Annotated in this window: 14 protein-coding genes and 1 riboswitch; of the genes, 5 read left to right on the top strand and 9 right to left on the bottom strand. The window is 66.9% G+C overall.

The annotated features are described in order from the left end of the window. Positions 1–113: 113 nt before the first annotated feature. The 4 genes from RHOFW104R8_RS01035 to RHOFW104R8_RS01020 form a co-directional block, all read right to left on the bottom strand. Entirely contained in the window at positions 114–731 is a 618-nt protein-coding gene (locus RHOFW104R8_RS01035) for a DUF4124 domain-containing protein (RefSeq protein WP_235604266.1), read from the bottom strand. 100 nt (positions 732–831) lie between these two features. Beyond that, positions 832–1401 (bottom strand): nicotinamide riboside transporter PnuC, encoded by a 570-nt coding sequence (pnuC, locus tag RHOFW104R8_RS01030; RefSeq protein ID WP_068096807.1) that lies wholly within the window; start codon positions 1399–1401, stop codon positions 832–834. Between the two features lies 1 nt (position 1402). Next, entirely contained in the window at positions 1403–3595 is a 2193-nt protein-coding gene (locus tag RHOFW104R8_RS01025; protein ID WP_068096833.1) for a TonB-dependent siderophore receptor, read from the bottom strand. 54 nt (positions 3596–3649) lie between these two features. After that, positions 3650–3745, bottom strand: a riboswitch (TPP riboswitch). A 55-nt stretch (positions 3746–3800) separates the two neighbouring features. After that, entirely contained in the window at positions 3801–4937 is a 1137-nt protein-coding gene (locus RHOFW104R8_RS01020; protein ID WP_068096804.1) for a phosphotransferase enzyme family protein, read from the bottom strand. A 125-nt stretch (positions 4938–5062) separates the two neighbouring features. Between RHOFW104R8_RS01020 and RHOFW104R8_RS01015 the strand changes: the two genes are divergently transcribed. The 4 genes from RHOFW104R8_RS01015 (at position 5063) to RHOFW104R8_RS01000 (ending at position 7814) form a co-directional block, all read left to right on the top strand. Then, positions 5063–5956 carry an AEC family transporter gene (locus RHOFW104R8_RS01015; protein ID WP_068096830.1) on the top strand — a complete coding sequence of 298 codons (894 nt, stop codon included), beginning with the start codon at positions 5063–5065 and terminating at the stop codon, positions 5954–5956. A 74-nt stretch (positions 5957–6030) separates the two neighbouring features. Further along, on the top strand, positions 6031–6618 hold the full coding sequence (locus RHOFW104R8_RS01010) for a PleD family two-component system response regulator (RefSeq protein ID WP_068096801.1): 588 nt from the start codon (positions 6031–6033) through the stop codon (positions 6616–6618). Positions 6619–6654: 36 nt separating this feature from the next. Continuing rightward, the gene (locus tag RHOFW104R8_RS01005; RefSeq protein ID WP_068096798.1) at positions 6655–7053 is read left to right on the top strand and encodes an RNA-binding S4 domain-containing protein; all 399 of its coding nucleotides are present in this window, start codon (positions 6655–6657) and stop codon (positions 7051–7053) included. A gap of 98 nt (positions 7054–7151) precedes the next feature. Next, on the top strand, positions 7152–7814 hold the full coding sequence (locus RHOFW104R8_RS01000; protein WP_068096795.1) for a PleD family two-component system response regulator: 663 nt from the start codon (positions 7152–7154) through the stop codon (positions 7812–7814). 9 nt (positions 7815–7823) lie between these two features. Here RHOFW104R8_RS01000 and RHOFW104R8_RS00995 read toward each other — a convergent pair whose 3' ends face one another. After that, entirely contained in the window at positions 7824–9266 is a 1443-nt protein-coding gene (locus RHOFW104R8_RS00995) for a catalase (protein ID WP_068096791.1), read from the bottom strand. Positions 9267–9453: 187 nt separating this feature from the next. Continuing rightward, positions 9454–12117, bottom strand: a complete 2664-nt coding sequence (mutS, locus tag RHOFW104R8_RS00990) for a DNA mismatch repair protein MutS (RefSeq protein WP_153021759.1) — start codon at positions 12115–12117, stop codon at positions 9454–9456. Between mutS and RHOFW104R8_RS17650 the strand changes: the two genes are divergently transcribed. Then, positions 12067–12462 carry a hypothetical protein gene (locus tag RHOFW104R8_RS17650; RefSeq protein WP_162493023.1) on the top strand — a complete coding sequence of 132 codons (396 nt, stop codon included), beginning with the start codon at positions 12067–12069 and terminating at the stop codon, positions 12460–12462. The genes mutS and RHOFW104R8_RS17650 overlap by 51 nt on opposite strands. Before the next feature lie 51 nt (positions 12463–12513). Here the strand turns inward: RHOFW104R8_RS17650 and RHOFW104R8_RS00985 are convergent, their stop codons facing one another. The 3 genes from RHOFW104R8_RS00985 to RHOFW104R8_RS00980 all read right to left on the bottom strand — a co-directional run bounded on the left by RHOFW104R8_RS00985 (position 12514) and on the right by RHOFW104R8_RS00980 (position 16022). After that, positions 12514–13242 (bottom strand): hypothetical protein, encoded by a 729-nt coding sequence (locus tag RHOFW104R8_RS00985; RefSeq protein WP_068098603.1) that lies wholly within the window; start codon positions 13240–13242, stop codon positions 12514–12516. A 138-nt stretch (positions 13243–13380) separates the two neighbouring features. Continuing rightward, positions 13381–13803 (bottom strand): hypothetical protein, encoded by a 423-nt coding sequence (locus tag RHOFW104R8_RS17200; RefSeq protein ID WP_153021758.1) that lies wholly within the window; start codon positions 13801–13803, stop codon positions 13381–13383. A 17-nt stretch (positions 13804–13820) separates the two neighbouring features. Beyond that, positions 13821–16022 (bottom strand): VIT and VWA domain-containing protein, encoded by a 2202-nt coding sequence (locus RHOFW104R8_RS00980; protein WP_068096780.1) that lies wholly within the window; start codon positions 16020–16022, stop codon positions 13821–13823. Positions 16023–16027 lie beyond the last annotated feature (5 nt).

Raw genomic sequence — 16027 nt, 5'->3', positions numbered from 1 at the left:
CCGCAACGCGCTGCCGCGCGGTCATGGAGGATTTCGGTGCGCGTAATGGATGGCTGCCGCCGGGGTGACGCTGCCGGTTCAACGGCTCGGCCGGGTGCGCCGCAGACAGCACTTCAGCACTGCGTGCGACCACCGGCCAACTGCTTGCACGGGTGGAAGATCGGTTTGTCCGATACCGGTGGCGGGTGGTCGCCGTCGTAATCATGGTCGCGATGGCGGCGTGGGTACGGCGGGGGGCCCCAGTAGACCGGCGGGGCGTTGTAGACCGGCTGGTTCAGCTGGTTCTGGTAATCCGCGTTCTGCTGGCGCAAAGCCGCATTCTCGGCATGCAGCCGGTCGCGCTCGGCTGCCTGGTCGGCCAGCGCCTGTTGCCGGGCTTCTTCGTCACGCTGCTGCGCTGCGTAGGCCGCGTCGGCTTCGCGCTGGGCCTTTTCGTCCATCGCCTGCTGGCGCGCGTCGAGGCGCTGTTGGTAGAGCGCTTCGAGGTGGCGTGAATCCGCATAGCGCTTCGCCAGCTCGTCCTGGCCCAGGCGCAGGTAGCGGTCGATGACTTCGGTGTCGTCGGCCTGGTGCAGCAGCTCGCCGCTGCCGTTCGGGCACGGGTGGTCGGTATAGGCGACCTGGCCGCCCTGGGTGCACTTGTAGATGTTCTGCGCGCCGGCCGGCCCCGCCGCGGCCAGCAGCAGGACGGCGACGTACAGCAGCTGCATTCCACCCGGCGGGATATTCATCCTGGCGTCCATCCGGCATTGACGTTGCGTGCAGCCGTAGTGTCGTCGCAGCGGCGTTACGATTCGCTGAACATGCCGGAGCCGGGCTTCCGCGCCGGCGTCAGGCGGAGGCAGGTGCCTTGCCGGCGCGCTGCCACGCGCGCAGTCCGATCGCCGCCAGCACGATGAAGCCGGCGTACAGCGCCGCGGTGATCAGCAGCGACTTGTAGGCGTACTCGCCGATGTAGATCGCATCCACCACGATCCACAGCCACCACGCGGCGATGTGCCGGCGCGCCTGCCACCACTGCGCGACCAGGCTGAAGGCGGTGAGCGCGGCGTCCAGCCAGGGCAGGGCGGCGTTGGTGCGGTAGTGCATGAATGCGCCCAGCGCCAGCGCGCCGAGCACGCCCAGCGCGATGTGCGCCATGGCCTGCCGGCGCGGCAGCGCGGCCACCTGCACGCGGCCGTCGCCGTCCAGGTGCTGCAGCCAGCGTGCCCAGCCGTAGCCGATCAGCACCGCGAACGCCAGTTGCAGCAGCGCGTCGGAATACAGCTTCGCCCCGACGAACACCCACGCGTAAACCAGCACTGACACCAGGCCCACCGGCCAGCACCACGGCCGCCGGCGTGCGGTGAGCCATACGCCCCAGGCGCTAAGCAGCGCGGCGACGAGTTCGATCCAGCCCATGTCAGAACGCGAAGGTCGCGGAAAGCCGCGCCAGCCGCGGCGTGCCCGGGAACAGGTAGCTGTCGCCGCCGGAGTTGCCGGTGTCGCGCCAGTAGAAGTGGTTGAACACGTTGTCGACGTTGAGCCGCACGGTCAGCGCATGGTCGTTCCACCGGGTGGTGTAGCGCAGGCCGGCATCGAACACGTGGTACGCCGGCACGCGCGTCATGCCGTCCGGCGTAGCGACGTTCGGGCTGGCGTAGCGCCAGCCGCCGAGCAGGCCGATGTCGGCCGCGAACGGCAGGCGGTAATCCACGTACAGGGCCGTGCGCAGGCGCGGTACGTTGACCACCTGGTGGCCCTCGTAGGCGGCCGCGCCGGTACCCTGCGCGCGGGCCCGGATCAGGTTGACGCTGGCGGTGAGGCGCAGCGCGTCGCTCACCTGGCCGGCGGCGTTGAGTTCCAGCCCGGCATGCGCCTCGTTGCCCTGCTGGACGAAGGTGAAGCCCGCGGCGCTGCCGTCCGGCCGCGCGAACTGGTATGGCTGGCGGATGCGGTACAGCGCGGCCGAAAGGCCGAGTGCGTCGCTCCAGGCGTACTTCACGCCGGCCTCGGTCTGGCGTGCCAGCAGCGGGGCCAGCGTGGTGCCGCCGTTGGAGGTCCAGTACGGCGCCTGGTTGCCCAGCGACAGGCTCTCGCTGTAGCTGGCGTAGGCAGTCAGCCGGCTGCTCGGCTGCCACAGCACGGCGGCTTGCGGCAGTGCCTTGCCGAGGCGGGTGTCGCGCTGCGGCGCGCCGGCGTCGTCGTAGGCGCGCTCGTGCAGGCGCACGTAGCGGCCGCCGGCCAGCAGCTGCCAGTGTGCGCCGAGGTGGATGCGGTCGAGCGCGAAGATCGAGTGCTGCCAGCTGGTGAGGCGTCGTGCCGAGGCACCCGGCTGGTTCGGCGACGGCGCGAAGTACGGCGGGTCGACCTGGTCGATGTTGCCGGTGCCCACGTAGTCGTAGACGTAGGGGCGCAGGTCGATGGTACGGCGGAACGCGCTGGCGCCGAGGCTGACTTCGTGGCCGATGGCGCCGGTGTCGAACGAACCCTTCAGCACCGCGCGGGCCTCGTCGTTGCTGCGGACCTCGTCGGGGCTGCGGTAGTCGTAGATGTCGTAGTCGCCGTTCGGCGCGAAGAACCAGCCCGGGGTGGCGCCGCTGGCGCAATCGGGCGAGTAGAAGCAGCCGTAGGCGAACGCCACGTTGTCGTCGATCATGGCGCGGCTGTGGCCGGCCGAGAGCTGTGCGTGCCAGTCGTTGCCGAGGCGGTAGTCGAAGCGCAGCGTGCTGTTGCTGGCGCCGACGCCGACCGGCTGCTGCCACGGCTGGAAGCCGAGCATGCGGGTGCGGCTGGGGCGGGCGGGCAGGGTGCGGCCGCCGAGCAGCTGGTAGCCGGAGACGGAGCGCTGCGAGCTGGCCTGGTAGTCGCTGTCCAGCTGCAGGGTGGCGTCCGCGCTGATCTTCCAGTCGGCGGCCAGCGACAGCAGGTTGCGCCGGCCATCGGCGTGGTCGACCCAGGAGTGGATGCCTTCATGCGCCGCGTTCACCCGCACGCCGAACGTGGGCGAGAGCCAGCCGCCGACGTCCACGGCGAGGTAGCGCGAGCCGTGCGAGTCGGTGCCGACGGTGGCGCTGCGCACCTCGGCCGGGCGCTTGCTGACGTAGTTGACCAGCCCGCCCGGCGCCAGCACGCCCGCTTCGAGGCCGCCGAGGCCCTTGAGGATTTCCACCCGCTGCTTGTCTTCCAGTGCGATCGGCTGCTCGCCGGCCAGGCTCATCTCGTTGAGCCGATAGCCGGTGGCGAGGTCCAGCGCGAAGCCGCGGATGGCGATGTCCTGGTAGTAGCCGACCGGCGCGTAGTTGTCGCCCAGCGCGGCGTCGGCGCGCGCCAGTTCGCTCAGCGTGCGTGGCTGGCGATCGTCGATCTGGTCGCGGGTGATCACGCTGACCGCGGCGGGGGTGTCCTGCAGCGGCGCATTGCCGAAGCTGCCGAAGGTGTCCAGTTGCGAGTTGTCGGCGTGGTAGCCGTGCGCGCTGTCGGCCTCGACGTGGACCGGCGCCAGCGGCGTGGCCTGCGGCCTGGTGGTGTCGTCGGCGGCATGGGCGGAGGCCATGACGGCGAGCAGGGCGAGGATCAGGGGGGAGCGGGCGGGGAAAATGCGGAGTGCGGCCATCGTCGTCTTCAGGTGATGCGGACGAAGCGACGGCGACCCGGCCGTCGCCTGGACGTGCCGGATCTGCAAGCTCCCTACGCCGGTACGGACCGGATCAGGTTCCAAGGGACTCTCTCAGCCCGGCCATGCCGGGCACCCCCGCTTCAAGAACGCCCATTTAACCACGATTGGGCGCGGACCGCCGCGACGCGGGCGCCCTCCCGGCTCAGGCGTGGTCGCGGATCGCCTGCCGCAGGGCCTGCCCCGGCGGCAGGCGGAACCACGCCGGATGGCCGCGCAGGAAGGTGTCGTAGGCGATGTCGGCGTTCGCGGGCGAGCGGGTGACGGCGTGGTAGTACTCGACTTCGGACAGCGCGAAGTCCACGTGCACCAGTGGCAGCAGGTCGGCCAGCAGGTGGAGATCGGCGCTGGAGAGCGGGCGATGCCGGCGGTAGCCGTCGATCAGGGCGCAGGCGATATCGGGGCGGGCGGCGTCGGCGTCGGCGTCGAGCGCCAGCCAGGCGATCGCGTTGCGCTCGATCGCGGTGGCGAGGTCGAACAGCGCGAAGTTGGCGTCGGCGAGGCCGAAGTCGAGCACGGCGCCGATCCGTGCGTCGGCGCCGTCGTCGCTCCAGCACAGGTTGGAGACGTGCCAGTCGCCGTGCGTCCATAGCGAGGGCTGCCGCGCCAGTCGCGGCTGCGCGGCGGCGTGCCAGGGCGCGAGCAGTTCGGCGAGATCCGCCGGCCAGTCGCGGCCGCGCAGGTAGTCGGCCAGGCCGGGGCGTTGCGGCAGTTGCGCACGCAGCGCGGCGACCGGATCGGCGGCGCGGATCAGCTCGCTGCGCGCGACCAGCAGGTGGGTGTCGCGCTGCGGCGCACGGTAGCCCGTGGCCGCATCGTGCAGGGCGGCCAGCATGCGGCCGGCGGTGAGCGCATGCGTACGGCTCGGCAACGGCTCCCACGAGATCGCCTCGCGGTACAGGTCGATGCCGCCGGCGCGCCCGTGCACCTCGTAGGTCCAGTCGCCGATCGCCACCGCGGTGCGCCCGCGCGCATCTGGCAGCACGGCGGGGATCGGCATGCCGTGCGCGCGCAGGTGCGCGATGAAGCGGTGCTCCTCCTCCAGCGTGGCCACCGATCGCACGTCGCGATGGTGGCGCTTGACGAACAACGTGCCGCGGTCGGTGGCGACCAGGCAGGCGGCCGACAGCGGCCGCGGGCTGTGCCAGTCGATGCGGAGCGGCGTGCCCGGCGCCGGATAGCCGCGCAGGAGCGCCGCGACCTCGTCCAGGGCCAGCGGCGGCCAGTCCGGCGGCGTGCTGTCGCCGGCCAGTCCGTGCGCGAGATGGGGAGGGTCGTTCATGGCGGCGGGCTTGCGCGGACGATGGACGAAGGATTATCGCCGATAAGCCCGCGGCGCCGGCTTCCGCGCAGGTGCGGCATCGCGTTTAATGGGCGACTTCCCTGCGATGGCCGCCCATGAGCGCGATGCTGCTGCTGTTCGTCTGCCTGATCCTCGGCACCCTGGTGGCGCGCTTCGCGAAGCCGCCGGCCGGGATCGTGCCGGGCATCAACTGGTGGGTGTTGAACGTGGCGCTACCGGCGCTAGTGCTGGAACTGATCCCGAAGGTGAAGTTCGACCCGCAGCTGTGGTTTCCGGTGGCGGCGATGTGGCTCACCTTCGGCGGCGCCTGGCTGCTGTTCGGCCTGCTCGGGCCGCGGCTGGGCTGGTCGCGGCAGCGCACCGGCGCGCTGATTCTGGTCTGCGGCCTGGGCAATACGGCGTACATGGGCTATCCGATGGTGCAGGCGCTGCATGGCAAGGCGGGCCTGGCGCTGGCGGTGGTGGCCGACCAGATCGGCGCGTTCCCGGTGCTGGCCTCGGCCGGCATCGTGGTGGCCTCGCTCTATTCCGGGCGCACGCCCCGGCTTGGCCCGATCGTGCGCCGCATCCTCACGTTTCCCGCCTTCGTCGCACTGCTCGCAGGCATCGTGGCAGGCTTGTGCGGCGGCTGGCCGGTCGTGCTGGAAGGCGTGTTCGCGCCGGTCGGCGCCACGCTGACGCCGCTGGCGTTGTTCTCGGTGGGCCTGCAGTTCAAGTTCCATCCGGGCCAGCGCCAGCTCGGCGCGGCGGGCTGGGGCCTGGGCTGGAAGCTGCTGCTGGCGCCGCTGGCGTGCTGGGCGATGGGCAAGGCGGCCGGCGTGGGCGGACTGGTACTCACCGTCGGCGTGCTGCAGGCGGCAATGGCGCCGATGGTGTCGGCGGCGATCCTGGCCGACGAGTACGAGCTGGAACCGACCCTGGCGAACACCGTGCTGGGCGCCGGCATCGTGCTGTCGCTGCTCACCGTGCCGCTGGGCAACCTGCTGCTCGGGGCGTAGCGCGCGGCTTGCGCCCGACCTGTGCTGCGCCGAGACTAGCGGCCGGAATCCATGGGCTGGGGGAGGCTCATGTCATGGCAGGTTTCGATCTGATCAAGCGCATGTTCGGCGATCATGGCGAGCGCCGCACGGCGCCACGCAGCGGCGGGCCGAAGGAAGCCTGCGTGCTGGTGGTGGACGACTCGCCCACCATCCGCGCCGTGCTCGGCAAGATGCTGGCGCAGAACGGCCACGTGGTGCTGAAGGCCGCCGATGGCGAGAGCGCGCTGGAGATCGCACGCAGGGATCGCCCCGACCTGATCTTCCTCGACATCGTGATGCCTGGCATGAGCGGCTTCGCCGTGTTGCGCGCGCTGCGCCACGATCCGCTGACCTGCGGCATCCCGATCGTGATGATCAGCGGCAACCTGCAGGCGACCGAGCAGTTCTACGTGCAGCGCTTCGGCGCCGACGATTTCATGAAGAAGCCGTTCGGCCGCAGCGAGGTGTTTGCCCGCATCGAACACCTCACCCGCAGCGGCCGCCTGGTGGTGTGCCAGCGCGCGCCGGAGGAGACGGTTCCGGCGGAACCGGAGCCCAGCGAGGCCGAGCATGCCGCGATCCCGGACATCGCGATGCCGGATCCGCACGACATGGCCGTGCCGCCGGCCGGACAGGACTGAGCCACGCGCAGCCGCGATGGCGCGATAATCCGCGCCATGAGCAAACCGCCAGCGCCGGCAACGACCGACACGCGCGCCGACGTGTGGCTGTGGGCCGCACGCTTCTTCAGGACGCGCAGCCTCGCCAAGCAGGCGATCGACGGCGGCCGCATCGACGTCAACGATGCCGGCTGCAAGCCGGCGAAGACGTTGCGCGTGGGCGACAGGCTGAAGATCGGCTGCGGCGAGGAGCGGCTGGAGGTCGAAGTGCTGGCGCTGTCCGACCGGCGTGGCCCGGCCGGCGCGGCGCAGGCGCTGTACCGCGAGACCGCGGCCAGCCGCTTGGCGCGCGAGGTGGCCCGCGAGCAGCATCGCCTGGTCGGTGCGAGCGGCCCGGTGAAGCGCCCGGACAAGCAGGCGCGGCGCGAATTGCGACGGCTGAAGGACACGCGCTGAGCAGTGCATCGCAGAACGCGGGCCGGATCTGCGGGAATATCCTCGCAAATCCACGGGGTTGGCGCCGCCGCGCCATCCCACCGGCCCGGGAGGCTTGCTTGGACGGACACGCACTGATCAATGGCATCGGCTTCTTCAAGCGCCTGCTCGGCAACCACACGGCCGCCGAGGAGAGTGAGGCGCCGCGGGCCGCGCTGGGTGCGCGCATGCTGGTGGTCGACGATTCGCCCACGATCTGCGCCGTGCTCGGCAAGATGCTGCGCCAGGACGGTTACGCCGTACTCAACGCCACCAGCGGCCTGGACGCGATCGGGCTGGCCTGCAGCGAGCAGCCGGCGCTGATCTTCCTCGACATCGTGATGCCGGGCATGAACGGCTTCGCCGTGCTGCGCGCGCTGCGCCACGATCCGCGGACCCGGCACATCCCCATCGTGATGATCAGCGGCAACCCGCAGGCGACCGAGCAGTTCTACGTGCAGCGCTTCGGCGCCGACGATTTCATGCGCAAGCCGTTCGACCGCAACGAGGTGTACCTGCGCATCGGCCAGCTGGTGCAGTCGGGGCGGCTGGCCGCGCGGCTGCCGCTGGCGCCGGTGCCGAGCGAGACGCCGCTCGCGATGCTGGCGGCGGAGGCGCTGTCGCCCGAGGAGCTGGCCGACATTCCCGATATCGCGATGCCCGACGCGGAGGCCACGCCGCGCTTGGCCGCCACGGCCGCGATGCCGCAAGCCACCTTGCAGGTGGTTCACGGCATCGGCTGACACATCGCGTCAGATCGCCAGCCCCAGCGCCCTGGCCACGCCCGCCGCGTAGGCCGGATCGGCCTTGGCGAAGTGGCCGAGCTGGCGGCGCACGATGTCTTCCGGTACGCCCTGCATCGACGCCGCGATATTGTCGAACAGCTGCCGTTGCTGGTGCTCGCTCATCAGCCGGAACAGGTCGCCGGGTTGCCGGTAGTCGTCGTTGCCGGCGCGGTGATCGTAGCGGTCGGCATCGCCGGAGATCTTCAGCGGCGGCTCCTTCACTGATGGATCCTCGACCGGGCCGCCGAACGAGTTCGGCTCGTAGTTCACGCTGCCGCCGCCGTTGTCGCCGTGGCGCATCGACCCGTCGCGGGCGTAGTTGTGCACCGGGCAGCGCGGCTGGTTCACCGGCAGCTGGTCGTGGTTGGCGCCGAGCCGGTAGCGCGCCGCGTCGGCGTAGGAAAACAGGCGGAACTGCAGCACCTTGTCCGGCGAGAAGCCGATGCCGGGCACCACGTTCGCGGGCGAGAAGCTGGATTGCTCGACCTGGGCGAAGTAGTTGTCGGGGTTGCGGTTGAGTTCCATCACGCCGACCTCGACCAGCGGGTAGTCACGGTGCGGCCACACCTTGGTCAGGTCGAACGGGTTGTACCAGGTCTTCCCGGCATCGGCCTCCGGCATGATCTGCACATACAGCGTCCACTTCGGGAAATCCTTGCGCTCGATCGACTCGTACAGGTCGCGCTGGTGCGATTCGCGATCCTCGCCGATGAGTCCGGCAGCCTCGGTGTTGGTGAGGTTCCTGATGCCCTGCTGCGTCTTGAAGTGGAACTTCACCCAGTAACGCTCGCCGGCCTCGTTCCAGAAACTGTAGGTGTGGCTGCCGAAGCCGTGCATGTGGCGCAGCGTGGCCGGGATGCCGCGGTCGCTCATCAGGGTGGTGACCTGGTGCAGCGACTCCGGCGACAGCGACCAGTAATCCCACATGGCGGTCGGGTTGCGCATGTTGCTGCGCGGATCGCGCTTCTGGGTGTGGATGAAGTCGGGAAACTTGTACGGATCGCGGATGAAGAACACTGGCGTGTTGTTGCCGACCAGGTCCCAGTTGCCTTCCTCGGTATAGAACTTCAGCGCGAAGCCGCGCACGTCGCGCTCGGCATCCGCCGCGCCGCGCTCGCCGGCGACGGTGGAGAAGCGTGCCAGCATCGGCGTCTGCGTGCCCGGCTTGAACACCTTGGCGCGGGTGTACTTCGTGATGTCGTGGGTGATGGTGAGCGTGCCGAACGCGGCGGAGGCCTTGGCATGCACCACGCGCTCGGGGATGCGCTCGCGGTTGAAGTGCGCGTGTTTTTCGAACAGCGCCACGTCCTGCACCAGCAGCGGGCCGCGCGGGCCGGCGGTGAGGCTGTTCTGGTTGTCGGCCAAGGGGGCACCGGCGTCGGTGGTCAGCGTCTTGCGGTTCTGGCTCATGTCGGGCTCCTGTGGAGGTGACTCGGGTGTCCGGTCAATCTACGCAGACATGGCGATCAACGGAATTCGAATGTTCCGATGCCGGCAATAGCCTATGGCTATGGCCGGGGCACCCACGGCAGGCCAATATCGCCAACGAGGCGTGAGCGCAGGGTGGTGGCGGGCGACATAGCCCGCCGGGGCGCGATCAGTCCAGCCGTTTCAGGCGGTACAGCACTTCCAGTGCTTCGCGCGGGGTCAGCGCATCCGGGTCGATCTCTTCCAGCGCCCGCTCGGCGGCGGAAGGCTGCGCCGGGGTGAACAGCCCCAGTTGCGGCGAGGTGTCGGCGGCCGGCGCGTACGCGCCGGCGTGCTGGTGCATGCCGCGCTCGAGTTCGGCCAGGGTGCGTTTCGCGTCGGCGATCACCGATTTCGGCAGGCCGGCCAGCGCGGCCACCTGCAGGCCGAAGCTGCGGTTGGCGGGGCCTTCCTTCACCGCGTGCATGAACACCAGTTGCTCGCCCCGCTTCTGGTCGTGGAACTCCACGGCGTCCAGGTGCACGTTGGCGATCGCCGGGAATTCGCTGGCCAGTTCGGTCAGCTCGAAATAGTGGGTGGCGAACAGGGTGTAGGCACGGCTGTGGCGCGCCAGGTGCACGGCGGCGGCGCGGGCCAGCGCGAGGCCGTCGTAGGTGCTGGTGCCGCGGCCGACCTCGTCCATCAACACCAGGCTGTCCGCGCTGGCGTTGTGCAGGATGTTCGCCGTCTCGCTCATCTCCACCATGAAGGTGGACTGGCCACGCGAGAGGTCGTCGCCGGCGCCGATACGAGTGAAGATGCGGTCGATCGGGCCGATCACCGCGCTCGCCGCCGGCACGTAGCTGCCGATATGCGCCAGCAGCACGATCAGTGCGTTCTGGCGCATGTAGGTGGACTTGCCGCCCATGTTCGGGCCGGTGATCACCAGCATGCGGCGGGTGTCGTCGAGCTTCAGGTCGTTCGGCTCGAACGGCTCGTCGCGAACCTTCTCGACCACCGGATGGCGGCCGCGCTCGATTGCGATGCCGGGCTCGTCGGTGAGCTGCGGCGCGCTCCAGTCCAGCGCCTCGGCGCGCTCGGCCAGGGTGGACAGCACGTCCAGCTCGGCCATCGCGGCAGCGGCGGTTTTCAGCGGTTCGAGTTTCTCGGTCAGCGTGTCGAGCAGCGCCTCGTACAGCGCGCGCTCGCGCATCAGCGAGCGCTCCTTCGCCGACAGCACCTTGTCCTCGAACGCCTTCAGTTCCTCGGTGATGTAGCGCTCGGCGTTCTTCGTGGTCTGCCGGCGCGTGTAGTGCGCGGGTGCCTTGTCCGACTGTGCGCGGGTGATCTCGATGTAGTAGCCGTGCACGCGGTTGTAGCCGATCTTCAGCGTCGTGATGCCGGAGGCGGCCTTCTCGCGCTCTTCCAGTTCGACCAGGTACTGGTCGGCGTGGGTGGACAGCCGGCGCAGTTCGTCGAGTTCCGCGTCGTAGCCGTCGGCGATCACGCCGCCGTCGCGCTGCAGCACCGGCGGCTGTTCCACGATAGCGCGGGCGAGCAGGTCGGCGCTGTCGACGTGATCGCCGATGCGTTCGACCAAAGAGCCGAGCAGAGGGGAAAGCTCTTGTTGAAGAGTGCGGCCATGGATGGCCGCTTCTTGATTTTCGCGATCGGGGACGAGCGCACGAGTGAGCTCAGGGGCGGCCAGCAGGCCGTCCCTGAGCGTAGACAGGTCGCGCGGGCGCGCCGAGCGCAGCGCCACGCGGGCGAGGATGCGTTCGAGGTCGCCGATGCCGCGCAGCTGTTCGCGCAGACTGTCGTAACGGCGGCTGTCGATCAGCGTGCCGATCGCCTGATGGCGCTGGCGCAGCAGTTCGCGCGAGCGCAGCGGCCGGGTCAGCCAGCGGCGCAACAGGCGTGCGCCCATCGGTGTCACGGTCTCGTCGAGCACGCCGAGCAGGGTGTGTTCGGTGCGGCCGCTGGGGTGGATGTCCAGCTCCAGGTTGCGGCGGGTGGCAGCGTCCAGCGCGATCGTCTCGCTGGCGCTTTCCACCGCCATGCCGGTGAGGTGGGGCAGCGCGCTTTTCTGGGTTTCCTCGACATAGCCGAGCAGGCAGCCGGCGGCGGCGACTGCCAGTGGCAGCTTGTCCACGCCGAAGCCGCCCAGGTCGCGGGTGCCGAAGAAGCGGTTCAGCTCGCGCGTGGCGGCGTCGCCGTCGAAATGCCACGGCGGGCGCTTGCGCAGGCCGGGCAGGGCGCTGACCAGCTTCGGCCAGGCCACGTCCTCCGGGATGAGGGTCTCGGCCGGCTGCAGCCGCGCCAGCTCGGCGGCCAGCGCCTCGGCGTTTGGTACCTCGCTGAGCAGGAAGCGGCCGCTGGACAGGTCGACCCAGGCCAGGCCGTAGCTGCCGTGCGCACCGGCGGCGATCGCCAGCAGCAGGTTGTCGCGGCGTTCCTCCAGCAGCGCCGCGTCGGTCACCGTGCCCGGCGTGACGACGCGTACCACCTTGCGCTCGACGATCCCCTTGGCCAGCGCCGGGTCGCCCATCTGCTCGCAGATCGCCACCGATTCGCCGAGGCGCACCAGCCGCGCCAGATAGTTTTCCGCCGCGTGGTACGGCACGCCGGCCATCGGGATCGGCACGCCGCCGGACTGCCCGCGCTGGGTCAGGGTGATGTCGAGCAGCCGCGCCGCCTTGCGCGCGTCGTCGTAGAACAGCTCGTAGAAATCGCCCATGCGGAAGAACAGCAGCACGTCCGGGTGCGCGGCCTTGGCCGACAGGTACTGCCGCATGAATGGAGAATGAGCAGCCAACCAAGTAGCATGCGCCTCTTTATCGTCTTTGTCAATCATTTCAATATCTTGACTCTTGGTATTTTTGTACTGTTTGGGCAAATTTATATGCTAATGGCGTGCCAAGGGCCTGAAGGGGTCCGAAATGACGTCCAAATACCGACCAAGTCCTCGATTCAAAACCTACTAGACGTCCAAGTTCTTTTTCATGAAAAATCAATGAGATACCTTAAATCGGCCGAGTTTTCGAGTTTGGCACCCAAGCTTGAGTCATTGAACCATGGAAAAGTTGGGCAACAAGGGATGATTCGGATGATTGGCCCGTGCGCGGGGGATTTCGATCGACCTGGTGGCCTCGGGGTGATCGTGGGCGAGCGCTCGGCCAAACGACCCGGAGAGGCATGATGGTAAGAGACAGGTGGGAGAAGCCCATGGCCTACCTGCCCTGGTCAATTTTCAACGAGCGCCAACACGGCAGTCGCCGAAGCGAGAGAAGTTAAGGCGCTTGGCGCCGATGCGCGGGTGCCAAGCTGCTTTCAAGCCCTCGCGCTGCTCGCCCGGCCGCGCATACATCACTTTCACCGCTAAATCGCCCACGTGGTACAGCCACGAGGCGAAAGCCACCTGACCGTTGAGCTGGAGCTGGTCGGTGTTCACGTCTGAACCGCCGGCGGCCACAACCGGCAAAGGGAAATAGCCGAAAGCCAAGTAGATGTGCGGGTGCGGCTGCCCCTCAGACAACGCCTTGGCAAACGGTGCAACATCGATCGGGATGTCGCCCTCGACTAGGAGGCAGCCGAATAGCTTGGTGAAGTACAGGTGCATGTGAACCATGCGGCGCTGCGTGTCGTAGGGAAAGAGCCAGTTGGCGCGGAACGATCCTTCTTCTAGCAGCCGCGACACAGCGCTGCGCAATTCCCGCGAGCCGTGCTCCCAGGCATAGTCATATGGTTGGGTTCGCTTGCTGTTGCAGGTCAGGCAGATGCGGTGCGCGAACTTCAGCGTGTCCGACTTCAGGCTGCCGACCTTCACGTTGCGGCAACGAGACGGACTTCGCTGGTTGCTCGCGTTGAAGAAAAGGGGTTTAGCTTGCGAGGGCTTGCCGAAGAGTGCCTTGAGATCCGAGGCTTTGACCAGGTGCTCGCGCGTGGCAGCGTCCTCAGTTCTGCAGATCCAACATTTCATGGATAGAAACTCCCACGTGCGGATTCCGGTGACGCCTGAAAGTGCCCCAGGGCATTGCCGGTGGTTCACGACCCACTTCGCGTGCCCAGAAGACCCCGATCCCCATGTTGACCACGCCACCATGTAATGAATGAAAAATCAAGTAATGCAATATAATAAAATAGCGATTAGAAAGTTAATTACAATTGCTTTTCTAAGAACGTGAAGGAATTCGCTTTTTGCAAAGAATTTCCTGTCGCACGCATAAAACAAACAGCCAATAATTCCATAATTGAAGGCATTTTGCGCAATACGTTTTTTTTCTATTTTCTGATGATTCCTAAAGTCTGCAGCCGTGTAGATAATCCCGGAATGTGTATCTTGCCATTGATCCGGAACTTCTACCCACCCACCGTAATCGTTCGTCTCTTCAGTATGGGATTTTAAAAGTACATCCTTGCCTTCATCGTATGACTCATTCGGCAAATAACGGTAATTGAAAATTCCCGTTGATATAGGGACTACTAGAATATAAACCACCCAAAAAACTGGCACGAGCTTCCGATAGATAGAATCAGACATGGTGCCAGACGCCGAGGTTATTGGCCGCCATCAATAACCGCCGAAAGCAGGAATATCTGCTCACGATAGTCAAGCTTTGCGGAGTTCGCCAGTAACCGTGCATACGCAATCTCCTCCCGCTCATCTAGATCAAGCTTAAAGACTTCGACCAGAACCACGTAAAGCTGCTCGCTGGATGCCACCGATGTCAATTCAATGTCGGGAAGGTCGCGTAGTACCTCCGCGGCGATGGACCTTAGGCTTTCATCCAGTGCAGCGATGGCATCACATAGTGGGAGAATGTGATGAGGTGCTGCCGCTAAGCTCTGGCGTAACAGCATCGCTATTGCCAGAAGTGCCTCACGCGCCTTCACAGGATCTGGTGCGGTAAGCCCCCGCCCACGTTTGCTCGCGCTGCAAACCGCACCATCATCGTCGTCGTTCTGGCGTCGTGCGGAAGCCTGTATGTCGAAGTAGTCAAAGCTGCAACTGTCAACGGACGCGCTATGGTTCGCCGAACTCATGCGACTCCCCAACATATCCGCCGACGCCATTGACACGACCCGTCGAATCTGTGGCAGTTCTTCTGACTTCTCGCCGTCTTTGCGCAACTTCACCAGAATCGCGGATGTGCTACGGCTGAGCAGACCGTAGCGCAGGGCGATCGGCGCGATGTCCTCGCCGGCAGATTCGGCTAGGCGAAGCCGGTGCTGGCCGATGATGGCGCGCAGGGAGTCCCGCTCGGTACCGGCGGCATGGATGATGGGGATGTTCGTTAAAAGTGGAGTGCCGTACAGGCTGACTTGAATCGTTCCGGCGTCGCCACCGTTCGGCAGCCGTGCGATCCAGCGGGCGACATCGCCCGGCCATGCAGGGGCGAGTGGGGTTATCTCCTGTGCTCTTGGCGGCCATGCCAGTTTGACGATTTCCGGCTGGCCACAACGGGCACGCGCCAAATGCCGAACGACGCAGGTATCCACCGATTCACCGGGAACTGCCCGTTCCATACATCCGGCACAGGCCTCGACCATAGGCTCAAGCACTTCGACGCTGGCGCTGGCGCCAACTGCCACCGCGAAGATCCGCACGCCCTCTCTGAATGCGCGTTGACGTGCCGCGACGAGCTCGTGAGCCTGCACGGCACCATCGGTGACCAAGATGACCACAGGCTCCACATCATCCCGCCTGGCGGCGTACAGACCATCAATCGCGTCGATCAAAGCCTCGCCCATCTCGGTACCGCCGAGGTTGGCATCCACGCTTTCTGCGAGTTCCATCAAGGCCGACCGCACCGCCGCCGTGGCCTTCATGGGGCGGCGAAACAATGGCACCAGTTGAGAGCCAAAGCGCAGCACCTGGATGCGGTCGTCTTCGCCAAGTCGTGATGCCACGGCGCGTACGGCCTCACGTGACTGCTCGATGGCTGCGCCTGCCATGGAGCCGGAGCCATCCAGCAGCAACCACAAATCAAGCGGCCGGCTCGATGTTTTTGCGGGCAACGGCAGGCTGAGCAGGATGCGGCTGTCGTCGCCATCGGTAACTTGCTGTGCAACGGGTGACAAATCCGCCGGCAGGTCAAACAACACGACCAGGTCGCGGTCGAGCATCTGCCTTTCCAACGTGAGGTGGAGCACGCCGTCACCGTGATCGAAGCGAGCCGCGTGTGTGACGCAGTGCACTGGTACATCGACCAGCATGCCGCTGACTTCGACCCAGGCGGACATCGGATGCTCGATGGCAACGTCGTACTCGGGCGCCTCGATCGCCTCCATGTCCCATTCGCCATAGCGAGGTCGCAGCATGGTTGGCAGGCTAAAACGCGCCTGGCCTCCCGCCGCGCGCAACTCGTTGGTGAAACGCAGTTCGACCTCGGCTTTTTTGCCCGGCAACAGTTGGCCCAGATAGGCCGTGAGTACGCCGGGCTCCGGCTGGCGCAGCAGCACGGCACTATCACCATCGGCGATGGCGTCGTCGTAACGACGTACCGCCTGCGTATCAGCGACGACCTTTGCCTGCAACCGTTCGCCAGCGATTTCAGCCTGCAACCCGAGGAACGCTGCATCCAGTGGGATCGGAAAGGTGAACACGGCTTCGATCGGCTGGTCTTCACTATTTTCGAAGTGGTGCGTGAGCGTGTACTCGGCGATCAGGTCGTGGATGTGCACCTTGATCTGCGTATCGGTGAGAACCTGCGGCGCGCTGGATGGCGCGGCGCGTGAGCTTGGCAGAAACGACGTCATGGGCG

It is taken from the genome of Rhodanobacter sp. FW104-R8 (assembly GCF_001617365.1).
In the GTDB taxonomy this organism is placed as follows: Bacteria; Pseudomonadota; Gammaproteobacteria; order Xanthomonadales; family Rhodanobacteraceae; genus Rhodanobacter.
Note: the sequence above shows the minus strand (reverse complement) of the source record. Positions and strands in the feature narration are given on the sequence as shown.

Excerpts from the sequence above, each read along its gene's own strand:
- RHOFW104R8_RS01035 (WP_235604266.1), bottom strand. The coding sequence starts at position 731 with ATGAATATCCCGCCGGGTGGAATGCAGCTGCTGTACGTCGCCGTCCTG.
- pnuC (WP_068096807.1), bottom strand. The coding sequence starts at position 1,401 with ATGGGCTGGATCGAACTCGTCGCCGCGCTGCTTAGCGCCTGGGGCGTA.
- RHOFW104R8_RS01025 (WP_068096833.1), bottom strand. The coding sequence starts at position 3,595 with ATGGCCGCACTCCGCATTTTCCCCGCCCGCTCCCCCCTGATCCTCGCC.
- RHOFW104R8_RS01020 (WP_068096804.1), bottom strand. The coding sequence starts at position 4,937 with ATGAACGACCCTCCCCATCTCGCGCACGGACTGGCCGGCGACAGCACG.
- RHOFW104R8_RS01015 (WP_068096830.1), top strand. The coding sequence starts at position 5,063 with ATGCTGCTGCTGTTCGTCTGCCTGATCCTCGGCACCCTGGTGGCGCGC.
- RHOFW104R8_RS01010 (WP_068096801.1), top strand. The coding sequence starts at position 6,031 with ATGGCAGGTTTCGATCTGATCAAGCGCATGTTCGGCGATCATGGCGAG.
- RHOFW104R8_RS01005 (WP_068096798.1), top strand. The coding sequence starts at position 6,655 with ATGAGCAAACCGCCAGCGCCGGCAACGACCGACACGCGCGCCGACGTG.
- RHOFW104R8_RS00995 (WP_068096791.1), bottom strand. The coding sequence starts at position 9,266 with ATGAGCCAGAACCGCAAGACGCTGACCACCGACGCCGGTGCCCCCTTG.
- RHOFW104R8_RS17650 (WP_162493023.1), top strand. The coding sequence starts at position 12,067 with ATGAGCAGCCAACCAAGTAGCATGCGCCTCTTTATCGTCTTTGTCAAT.
- mutS (WP_153021759.1), bottom strand. The coding sequence starts at position 12,117 with ATGATTGACAAAGACGATAAAGAGGCGCATGCTACTTGGTTGGCTGCT.
- RHOFW104R8_RS00985 (WP_068098603.1), bottom strand. The coding sequence starts at position 13,242 with ATGAAATGTTGGATCTGCAGAACTGAGGACGCTGCCACGCGCGAGCAC.
- RHOFW104R8_RS17200 (WP_153021758.1), bottom strand. The coding sequence starts at position 13,803 with ATGTCTGATTCTATCTATCGGAAGCTCGTGCCAGTTTTTTGGGTGGTT.
- RHOFW104R8_RS00980 (WP_068096780.1), bottom strand. The coding sequence starts at position 16,022 with ATGACGTCGTTTCTGCCAAGCTCACGCGCCGCGCCATCCAGCGCGCCG.